Source organism: Marinilactibacillus psychrotolerans, assembly GCF_900101525.1.
GTDB lineage: Bacteria > Bacillota > Bacilli > Lactobacillales > Carnobacteriaceae_A > Marinilactibacillus > Marinilactibacillus psychrotolerans.
This window is the reverse complement of the sequence record NZ_FMZD01000025.1, coordinates 24,753-35,122: the sequence shown is the minus strand read 5'-3', so window position 1 is coordinate 35,122 and position 10,370 is coordinate 24,753. Positions and strand designations below refer to the sequence as shown.

Below are 10,370 nucleotides of genomic sequence, written 5' to 3'. Positions count from 1 at the left end.
CGATTTCTCCATAGGTTTGTCCTTCAAACCCTTTCGTATACATCATTCCGCGCTTTTTACTGTTTTTTTCTTTTGGAAGAACATCGTGATCTGCGTATTTTCTAACTGTACGCCAATCATAACCGGTTTCCGTGACAATTTTATTTAAAGAATAGCCTTCTTCATTTCTCATTTTTTTGATAGAATAAATTTGGTCCATTGTGAGCATCCTTTCCCACGCCTTTCTGAAGTTCTTAGTCAAACTCCATTTTAGGCGAATGGTATGGGTGGAAGCAATGGGCTATTTTATTTGGCCCGAGTTATGGATTTTTTCTTGCACTATTCTACATATTTATTCTGCCATACACAAATATACTTTTTTTAATATCAAATTTGTTTTTTCAATACTGCTTTTAGTTTTTTTATCGATAAGATAATAGGTTTTAAGGTTTTCTGGACTATATATACCAACAGAAATAATAATTAATTTACTATGCAAGGCTGCATGTTTTTTTATGAATTTTCTCAAATCTAATATTTTTCCCATATACGTTGCACCAACATAGATTATTTCTTCAATATCAAACAGGTTATTAGGAAAATCTTTACTTGAATAAACAGGTATATTTTTTCTTTCCAATTTCATGAGCGTATTGTTTGCTAGTTCCGTATCGACTTGCATAAACTACTACTTTATTCATTGAATGTTTCCTCCAATCGTTCAACTCCTGCGTAAAGTTTTGTAATCATATTATAAAATAGATGAATTTCATCATTAGAATAGTCTTGAAAAATATTATTCAAATAGTCTGTATGGTTATCGAATACAGCTTCCGAATATTCATGAGCTTTTTTTGTCAAAATAATTAGAGTGTTTCTTTTATTACTAGGCTCGATAGTAATCGTGATAAACCCTTTTTTTTCTAAAGAAAGAGCAAGATTCTTTACATTTTGCCGAGAAGAGCCTAATAGTTGTCCTAATTTGGTGTATGTAGTTTTTTCCTCAGAATACTTTATCATTCTTATCTACAGCTTAATATTAAGTAATAAGGATTCACTTAAAGGTAGATTTTTCTTAACAGGAACTTTAGGATATTTTCTCTACTCATATGCTTCTTATTCATTTGTTGCAATGTACAATAATTTTTTTCTGATATTTGTAGCGCTTATGGGTCTTTCCTTTTTTGGATTTATAATAAATGTAACTTCATTTAATTTAGAAAGTCTAAAAGAGATATTTTCAAATTTAGCCCATAAGAAATATCTTAGCTATTCTACAATTATATTTGGTATGACCATTGGCTTAATGTGGTTAGCAAGATTACTACCTGCACTTTCCACGGGTATCCCTGCTGGTTTGGAGCATTATACAACACTTCCTATCCAAGCATTAGATTTAGGTATTATTGTACCTGCAACTATTATTAGTGGTATTTTATTGTATAGAGAAAAAACATTAGGCTATTTATTAACCCCGATTATAATCATTAAAGGAATTACCATGCTAATGGCTATAGATGCAATGGTAATATCATTATCACTAAATGGCAAACCCGTTTCCATTGGGGAGCTAGTAATTTTTCCATTATTTACAATAATATATATATTCAATCTCCAACTTATTACAAAAGAGATTAAATAAGTTGGAGTCTATAAAGTTTATTAACAAAACCTGATGAATGATCAGATGAGTAGTATAATCAAAATTTTCTAAAAGGTAGTTTTTAATACGATTATCTAAAATTGAAAGTATACAAAGTAAAAGAAGTAAAAAGAGATATTCCGTTAGCTTTTTAAGGGATTTTTTTCTGATATCTTTTAATTTTTGAAAAAGAAAGACACTATAGCACCTAATGAAAAAGCACAAATCAACTTTTTGTTAAATAATTGATTTGTGCTTTTTTATTCAGTTTATTGGAAAAAAAAGAATTAAACGACTCTAGAGGGAATCGAACCCACGACCTAGTGCTTAGGAGGCACTTGCTCTATCCTACTGAGCTATAGAGTCAGGATAAATTGAAAGATTAACTTTAAGAATATTTCCTTATAATTTTATTACTAAATAAATTCGTTAAGTTAAAATTTTTTTTAAAATAAGATCAGTTTGTTTATCACTTCCCAAGAAGAAGGAATGTGAACCTGCTTGTTTAAAACCCATTTTATTATAAAATTGCAGTGCTTGTAAATTTTCTTCCCATACTCCAAGCCAGATAGAATCTAGATGCATAGCATGAGCTCTTTCAGAAGCTTTTTGAATCAGTAGTTTACCTAAACCCATTCTTTTAAACGGGGTTCTTATATAGATTCTCTCAATTTCTAAACTATTTATATGAGTATGTTCCGTTTGAGCAGTATCTCGATTAATCTTCAAGTACCCAGCTATAACGGAATCCTGGAAAATAAAGTAAAACTCAGAATGAGGATGACTGAATTCTTTGGTTAATTTCTCTAAAGTATAATGATTATTGATATACTCTTTCATATGAGTAGGATCATTTGCTTCTGCAAATGTATCGGTAAAAGTTTCAATACTAATATCTTTTAAGACTTGTACTTGTTTAATCCCAATTTGTTCTAGTCTAAACATGGCTCTAGTCACCTTTCTGTTGAAATAAAATTTATCCAAAACCCATTGTAGAGTTTAGCAACTCTATAATTATAACAGAATTTTATAAAAATTGGTAAAAAAATAGATAGATATTGAACTATGGAAAAGTAAGCACAGTTGATTTATAATGGACATACAAAAAATATGGAGTGAATAATATGAAAGTATCAACAAAATGGCAAGGCGGATTTGCATTTACAATGGATAATGGAAAAGGATATGATTTACCAATGGATGCTGGGACAACAGCAGGGGGGAATGGTGAGGGAGTTTCTCCTATGGAAGCCTTACTAGGGAGTTTAGCAGGTTGTATGGGAATTGATATATTTATGATACTAAAACCATACCAGGAAAAGATCGAACGTATTGAATTAGAAACAGACGGAGAGCGAAACGAAGAACCGCCAAAATACTTTAAAAAAATACAAGTTACAGTCCATGTGGATGGCGATGTACCTGCAAGTCGAATTTGGAGAGCTGTAAACTTGAGTAATGACAAATATTGTTCCGTAGCTAATTCATTAAAAGCTGAATTGTCTTATAAGGTCGTCTTGAACGGAGAAGAAGTAAACCAAGCATAATAAAATGCTGCTTATGCGTAAGCTTTGTGAACTTTTAATTTATACATTCAAATTAAAGGAATAAAGGTGACCCTTTTCTGGTTATCTTTTCTTTTAATAAAAATGGTTGCGCTATCAAGTCGGAACAACTAAACTACTCAATATAAAATAAAAAATCTGGAGGAAAATGATGGCAACTTTTACAGGTACGATGCAATCTAAAGAATTAATGAGGAAAGTTTCTTTTTCGGCAATTATCCCTTCAAGCACAAAATCTATTTATGATCCACGGATAGACGAATACAAAAATGAAGGTCCTTTTAGAACACTTTATCTGCTTCATGGTTGGGACGGAAACCATGAAGATTGGATACAGAATACACGAATAGTAGAATTAGCAACTAAACATTCTATAGCAGTGATTATGCCTTCTGGAGAAAATAGTTTTTATGTTGATCATAATAATGGAGATTTTTACGGAAGATTTATTGGACAAGAATTGGTAAATGAAACTAGACATTTATTTAATTTATCTACCAAAAGAGAAGATACATGGATAGCGGGTTTATCCATGGGAGGTTATGGAGCACTAAGAAATGGTCTAATTTACAATGAGAATTTTTCAAAGATAACTGCATTTTCAAGTAGAATTCTAACAAAAAAGGACGTTATTCATGATTTATCTAAAGATGATCGGATGAATCGACATCTTCAATACATTACTGGCAGCAAGTCTTATCAAGACTTAAATCCAGATATGGATATCTATGAGCTTGTTTTACGAGGTAATATTCCAGAACTATTTATTGCATGCGGGACAGAAGATTTTATTTACGAAGATAGTCTTCTATTTCATCAATTTTTAAAAGATAAGCAGATCAATCATCTATATAAAGCCTCAACGGGAGAACATAAATGGGATTTTTGGGATCAATATATTGAGAAAGCAATTGAGTGGATGGTTTTATAATAGAAAGGAGTAGGCACTTAAAAATATCGAATAAATCAATTTTATTAGAGAACACTCATAAAAAAAGAAAAGGCTTGCAAAATATATTTTGGTTTTATATAATTCATTTATCGAAACGTTTCGAAAGGAAGTGCATAGTTTTATGACAACGATTGATGCGACTTTCTTTTCAGAGAATCTTTCTAGAAAAGTTAGTTATTCTGCTATTATTCCTGAAAAAAGTAGAAAGGAAAAGTCATTAAAAACTTTATACTTACTACATGGATACAGCGGAGATCGGAAAGACTGGTTTTATGCTGGTAATATAGAACAATTAGCGGAGAGATACAATATCGCAGTAATTATGCCATCAGGTGAAAATAGTTATTATGTAGATCATCCAAATGGCATGCAATACGGTAAATTTATAGGCGAGGAATTAGTAAAAGAAACGAGGAGCCTTTTTCCATTGTCTAGAGATTTTAAAGAAACATGGATCGCAGGATTATCAATGGGCGGTTATGGGGCTTTGAGAAACGGATTGTATTACAACGAAACATTTGGAAAAGTTGTAGCTTTATCTAGCAGAATTTTACGAAAGGATTTTAGTAATCCTAAACATACTTACCCAGACAGAATTATGAGAGTGCTGATTGGCTCAGAAAATGTAAATGATATGCCAGATACAATGGATTTGTATCAACTGATTACTGAAAACAAAACCCAGCCAGATCTTTATATGGCTTGTGGAACTAGTGATTTTCTTTATCAAGACAACCTAGAATTTCATCATTATTTGAAAGCACAAGAAATTGAACATCATTATGTTGAAAGTGAAGGAGACCATAATTGGACATTCTGGAATCAGCAGATTATTCCAGCGTTAGAATGGTTAACGTTATAGTTTAATGAAAAGATTAATAAAATAAAAAAAGCCATAATTTTTTTAATTCTTTATCGAAACGTTTCGAATAGAATTTAATTGGTTTATTAAAGAAAGACACACCTATTAGGAGGAATTTATCATGGTTAAAATAAATAAATTGTTATTAGGAACAACTTCTTTATTATCTTTAAGCTTATTAGCAGCTTGTGGTAATGGAGATGAGGAAAGCGGTTCTGAAGAATCATCAGATACTTTATCCGTTTGGATGATGGGAGACGGAAACGAAACCGTACAACCGATTTTTGATGCGTATACTGAAGAAACAGGAATAGAAGTGGATTTACAAAGTATCCCTTGGTCAGCGGCACATGACCGTCTATTAACGGCTGTAGCTTCCGGTGAAGGTCCCGATGTTGTACAAATGGGTTCAACCTATATGGCTGAATTTACGGATGCAGGTGCACTACTTGATATCAGCGATTATATAGAATCAAGTGATGCACTTTCTCCAGAGAACTTTTTTGAAGGAAACGTAGCAACAACCATGTTTGATGATAACTATTATGGGGTTCCATGGTATACAGAAACACGAGCTTTATATTATAGAACAGACTTGTTGGAAGAAGTTGGTTATCCTGAAGGACCAAGTAACTGGGAAGAATTATATGATGCAGCAGTGAAATTGTCTGAACGTGGAGATAACATGTACGGATTTGATATCAATCTTAAGGAACAGACTTTTGGACCAATGTTTGCTAAACAAAATGGCTCAGAAATTATCAATGAAGCAGGAGAACCGGTGCTGAATGAGCCGGAATTTGTTGAAGCGATTGAATACTTGCACAGCTTTGTTGAAGCAGGAGCAACTACAAATCAGGATCTTGGTATTGAACTATCGCAAAGTTTCGGTGGAGAGGGAATCGTACCAATGTTCATCAGTGGGCCTTGGTCAATTTCAATGATTGAAGATCAGACAACAGATATCGAAGGCAAGTGGGATATCCGTACCTTACCAGAAGGACCGGTAAGCAACGTGTCAAACACAGGGGGAGCAAACTTAGCTGTTTGGAGTAGTAGTGATCATCCAGATGAAGCGATGGACTTAATTGAACACATGGTTAGTGTAGATAGCCTAATGACTTATTATGATACAACCAGTTCATTACCAGCATTGGTGGAAGCATGGGAAGAAGAACCATTCCAAGATGAAAAAATTGCTGTATTCGGAGAACAACTTGAAAACTCAGAACACATGCCTTTAATTGAAGGATGGGATAGAATGTCTCAAGCCTATCTGTCTAGCTTTGAACAAATTATGGTTGGTGGAGCAGATATTCAAGAAACATTAGATAACTTGAATGAAGAAGTTAAAACAATCATAGAATAGTAAAAGTTCATACATTCAGAGAATCGGATAGATTTTTATTCATTCTCTGAATTTTGATTTTAGAGAGGATGTTTTATATGAAAAGCAAAAAAGCACCATATTTTTTTATAGCACCTGCAATCATTTTATTGTTGATGTTTTCGATATTCCCGATTCTGATTGCTTTAGTTATCAGTTTTACAGATATGAGTCTAGCAGGGCTAGCCGATTTTTCTCGAATCAATTTTCTTGGAATAGAGAACTATCAGAATATCTTGCAAGATAAGGTGTTTTTACAATCTATTACAAATACCTTATTCTATGTCATCTTCGGTGTACCGTTAGTTATTCTTTTCTCGCTGACGATTGCTATTCTGATTAACATGGGCCAGTCAAAATATTTCTCTTTTATGAGAGTCGTATTTTATTCTCCCTCTATTACCAACATAGTAGCGGTTGCGATTGTTTGGGCTTTCCTGTTCAATCCAAGTGAAAGCATCGGACTAATTAATCAAGTTTTAGGAACTGTCGGTATCGGACCAATTGGCTGGTTGACAAGTACAGAATTTTCTAAAATTTCATTAATTATCTTAGCAGTCTGGAGAGGGATCGGAATAAATATGCTGATTTTTTCAGCAGCATTGCAGAACATTCCTCGGACAATGTATGAAGCTGCGGAACTTGATGGTGCGACCAGGTTGGAACAAATCTGGTATATCACTATCCCACAGCTGAAATTCTCAACATTCTTTGTAACGATCACTACAATTATCGGATGGCTACAGTTCTTCGAGGAGCCTTTTGTAATGACTGAAGGTGGTCCACTAAACAGCACCACAAGTGTAGCTTTGTTTATTTACCGCAATGGATTCCAAAATAACCAGTTTGGATATGCAGCTGCAGGGTCGTTACTGTTATTCATAGTTATTATCCTAGCGACTATGCTTCAACTGAGATTGCAAAGACGTGCTGACTAAGAGAAGGGGATATAAATGATAAATATTGATAAAAAATTAAAAATTATAATTGGAATTGTTTTAAGTCTCTGGGGGTTAATTACAGTCATTCCTTTTGCATGGATGATTCTATCAGCATTTAAGACAAATCCAGAAATCGTATCGACTCAGCCGAGTTTATTTCCAAATGAATGGACATTTGATAATTTTAGAGAACTATTTGAGCGATTGAATTTTGATGTGTACTTGGTTAACACAGCGATTATTACAGCTCTAGGTTTTGTAGGACTATTTTTAAATGCTATGGCTGGTTTTGCGTTTGCACATTATGACTTTAAGTTTAAGAACTTTTTATTTCTTTTAGTATTAGCAACCATGATGATTCCAGGCCAAGTAACGATGATTCCCGTTTATTTACTTTTAAATCAAATGGGGTTGACCAATACTTACTTAGGAATCGTACTTCCGGGACTTACTGGAGCTTTCGGAATATTCTTATTCAGACAATTTTTCTCAAATATTTCAGAAGAATTTTTTGAAGCAGCAAGACTTGACGGTGCAAGTGACTTTTATGTATTTTTCAGAGTAGCGCTGCCATTATCTAAACCGATTATTGCAGTTCAAGGAATTTTAACATTTATTGCGGGCTGGAATTCATTCCTATGGCCATTGATCATAGCGAATGATCAAAGTTTCTATACTTTGTCAGTAGGGCTGCAATTACTCCAAGGTCAGCATGGAACCAACTATGCACTGCAAATGGCAGGTGCTGCGTTTATGGTTATTCCGATCCTGATAATATTTATTATCTTCCAGAAATACATTTTAACTGGATTTAATATCTCAGGTGGTAAATAAAAAAGGGAGTTTGAGGAGATTAATATGCTTACAACAGAATTAAGAAAACTTTTTAATCAAATGACAATTGAAGAAAAAGTAGGACAGACGATTCAGTTATCCGCTGATTTCTTTTCAGAGGAGACAGAAGATATTACCGGACCAATGAATGAGATGGCAATGACAGAAGAGAAAAAGTTTCAGGTTGGTTCAGTGTTAGGCGTTACGGGTGCTGAGAAAACAATTAAATTACAAAAAGAATATATGGAAAAACACCGACTATCTATCCCGTTGTTATTTATGGCGGATATAATCCATGGCGATCACACTATCTTCCCAATTCCGCTTGGACTAGGCGCAACTTGGGATCCAGAGTTGATTAAAGAAACGGCTAGTATATCCGCAAAAGAAGCAGCAGCCCAAGGACTTCATATAACATTTTCTCCCATGGTGGACTTAGTGAGAGATCCTAGATGGGGAAGAGTCTTGGAATCTACCGGAGAGGATAAGACTTTAAATAAACATTATGCCAGAGCTTTTGTTGAAGGCTATCAAGGCACGGATCTGAAAGAAGATTTAACTAAATTAGCCGCTTGTGTAAAACATTTTGCTGGATATGGAGCTCCAAGAGGGGGACGAGACTACAATTCAGTTGATTTAAACGAAAATACTTTCAGAGAACATTATCTTCCTGCATATCAGGAAGGGATAGAGGCCGGAGCTAAATTAGTGATGACGGCTTTTAACACGATTGATAATATTCCGGCTACAGGAAATAAACGACTAATGAGAGAGATACTGAGAAAAGAAATGAAATTTAATGGTGTCTTGATTTCTGACTGGGGAGCAATTGGAGAATTAGTTCCTCATGGAGTAGCGCAGGATAATAAACAAGCTGCAGAATTAGCTTTAGAAGCAGGAGTAGACATTGAAATGATGTCAGCTGCTTATAGCGAACATTTAGTAGAGTTAGTTAAAGCGGATAAAAACTTAGAAACTTTATTAGATGAAACAGTCATGAACATACTGGTCTTAAAAGAAGAACTGGGATTATTTGATAACCCTTATCGAGGAGCCGATACAGAAACTGAAAAAACAGCTATCTTCTCTTCAGAAAACAAAAAGGTAGCATTAAAAGCAGCAGAAAAATCACTAGTCCTCTTAGAAAATAAAAATGCACTTCCACTAAAGCAATCTGAAAAGGTAGTGTTAACCGGTCCAATGAAAGATTCTCATGATTTACTGGGCGCCTGGTCTTGGAAAGGGGATAAAACAAAAACGCCTACACTCAAAGAGGCAATGGATCATCATTTAGGAAAAAACACCGTTAAAGTTATTGATGAAACAGAAATATTTAACGGAGCCCAGAGCTTTTTACTAGCCGAACTGCAAGAAGCAGATACTGTTTTAGTAGCTTTAGGAGAAACTTCTGAAATGAGCGGGGAAGCCACTAGTCGGACCAATATTCAACTTCCTAAAATGCAAATCGAACTATTAAAAGAATTAAGAAAGTTAAATAAAAAAGTTGTTGCGGTCTTATTTAATGGAAGACCACTGGATCTTTCTGAAGTTACGCCGTTAGTAGATGGTCTGGTTGAAGCTTGGTTCCCAGGTTCAAAAGGAGCTGAAGCAATTGTCAACTTATTATATGGAGTCATCAATCCATCAGGAAGGTTATCTATGACCTTTCCACGCTTCGTTGGCCAAATTCCGATTTTTTATAACCAGGATAATACCGGTAGACCCAGTGAACAAGGTGGACCAGCTGACAAGTATTTATCTAAATACTTAGACAGCGAGAACACCCCCTTATATCCATTTGGATATGGATTATCTTATACAACCTTTGAGTATACAGAGTTAACATTATCAAAAACTGAAATTACATCAGCAGATTCAATTGAAGCATCAGTGGTGGTTCGTAATACGGGGGTATCTGCAGGAACAGAAACCGTTCAGCTCTATATTCGTGATAAAGTCGGAGAAGTCGTTCGTCCAGTAAAAGAATTACATGATTTTAAACAAATCAACCTGCAACCTGGTGAGCGTCGAACAGTAAACTTCACCCTCTCAGAAGAACAATTAAGATATACACATGCAGATCATACTGTAAAGAGCGATCCGGGAGAATTCCTACTTGGAATAGGAGCAGATAGTACGATCGAATTAACCCATTCATTCAATTTGATCAACTGAGTTAATTACTGAAAAAAAGTATTCGTTTTAAGG

10 protein-coding genes, 1 tRNA gene and 1 pseudogene are annotated in these 10,370 nt (G+C 34.4%); 8 read left to right on the top strand and 4 right to left on the bottom strand.

Going from position 1 to position 10,370, the window contains the following annotated elements; genetic code table 11:
- Both BLT22_RS10945 and BLT22_RS10940 read right to left on the bottom strand, forming a co-directional pair.
- Positions 1–199 (bottom strand): annotated as a pseudogene (locus BLT22_RS10945) (IS21 family transposase); the annotation flags it as partial.
- Positions 200–331: 132 nt separating this feature from the next.
- Positions 332–661 carry a flavodoxin domain-containing protein gene (locus BLT22_RS10940; protein ID WP_091763240.1) on the bottom strand — a complete coding sequence of 110 codons (330 nt, stop codon included), beginning with the start codon at positions 659–661 and terminating at the stop codon, positions 332–334.
- A 222-nt stretch (positions 662–883) separates the two neighbouring features.
- Here BLT22_RS10940 and BLT22_RS10930 point away from each other — a divergent pair, with 222 nt between their 5' ends.
- Positions 884–1,621, top strand: a complete 738-nt coding sequence (locus BLT22_RS10930) for a hypothetical protein (RefSeq protein ID WP_218127278.1) — start codon at positions 884–886, stop codon at positions 1,619–1,621.
- 292 nt (positions 1,622–1,913) lie between these two features.
- On the opposite strand, the gene BLT22_RS10925 is transcribed toward BLT22_RS10930, so the two are convergent.
- Together BLT22_RS10925 and BLT22_RS10920 are read right to left on the bottom strand one after the other, a co-directional pair.
- A tRNA-Arg gene (locus tag BLT22_RS10925) sits at positions 1,914–1,987 on the bottom strand.
- Between the two features lie 63 nt (positions 1,988–2,050).
- Positions 2,051–2,566 (bottom strand): GNAT family N-acetyltransferase, encoded by a 516-nt coding sequence (locus BLT22_RS10920; RefSeq protein ID WP_091763236.1) that lies wholly within the window; start codon positions 2,564–2,566, stop codon positions 2,051–2,053.
- Between the two features lie 179 nt (positions 2,567–2,745).
- Between BLT22_RS10920 and BLT22_RS10915 the strand changes: the two genes are divergently transcribed.
- The 7 genes from BLT22_RS10915 to BLT22_RS10885 all read left to right on the top strand — a co-directional run bounded on the left by BLT22_RS10915 (position 2,746) and on the right by BLT22_RS10885 (position 10,337).
- Positions 2,746–3,168 carry an OsmC family protein gene (locus tag BLT22_RS10915; protein ID WP_091763234.1) on the top strand — a complete coding sequence of 141 codons (423 nt, stop codon included), beginning with the start codon at positions 2,746–2,748 and terminating at the stop codon, positions 3,166–3,168.
- A gap of 169 nt (positions 3,169–3,337) precedes the next feature.
- Positions 3,338–4,117 (top strand): alpha/beta hydrolase, encoded by a 780-nt coding sequence (locus tag BLT22_RS10910; protein WP_091763232.1) that lies wholly within the window; start codon positions 3,338–3,340, stop codon positions 4,115–4,117.
- Between the two features lie 142 nt (positions 4,118–4,259).
- The gene (locus BLT22_RS10905) at positions 4,260–5,000 is read left to right on the top strand and encodes an alpha/beta hydrolase (protein WP_091763230.1); all 741 of its coding nucleotides are present in this window, start codon (positions 4,260–4,262) and stop codon (positions 4,998–5,000) included.
- A 121-nt stretch (positions 5,001–5,121) separates the two neighbouring features.
- A complete protein-coding gene (locus BLT22_RS10900; protein WP_091763228.1) occupies positions 5,122–6,369 on the top strand; it encodes a sugar ABC transporter substrate-binding protein in 1,248 nt (415 codons plus the stop codon).
- 77 nt (positions 6,370–6,446) lie between these two features.
- Positions 6,447–7,325 carry a carbohydrate ABC transporter permease gene (locus BLT22_RS10895; RefSeq protein WP_087057248.1) on the top strand — a complete coding sequence of 293 codons (879 nt, stop codon included), beginning with the start codon at positions 6,447–6,449 and terminating at the stop codon, positions 7,323–7,325.
- A gap of 15 nt (positions 7,326–7,340) precedes the next feature.
- Positions 7,341–8,162, top strand: a complete 822-nt coding sequence (locus BLT22_RS10890) for a carbohydrate ABC transporter permease (protein WP_087057247.1) — start codon at positions 7,341–7,343, stop codon at positions 8,160–8,162.
- A gap of 24 nt (positions 8,163–8,186) precedes the next feature.
- Positions 8,187–10,337 carry a glycoside hydrolase family 3 N-terminal domain-containing protein gene (locus BLT22_RS10885; RefSeq protein WP_091763226.1) on the top strand — a complete coding sequence of 717 codons (2,151 nt, stop codon included), beginning with the start codon at positions 8,187–8,189 and terminating at the stop codon, positions 10,335–10,337.
- Positions 10,338–10,370: the final 33 nt, after the last annotated feature.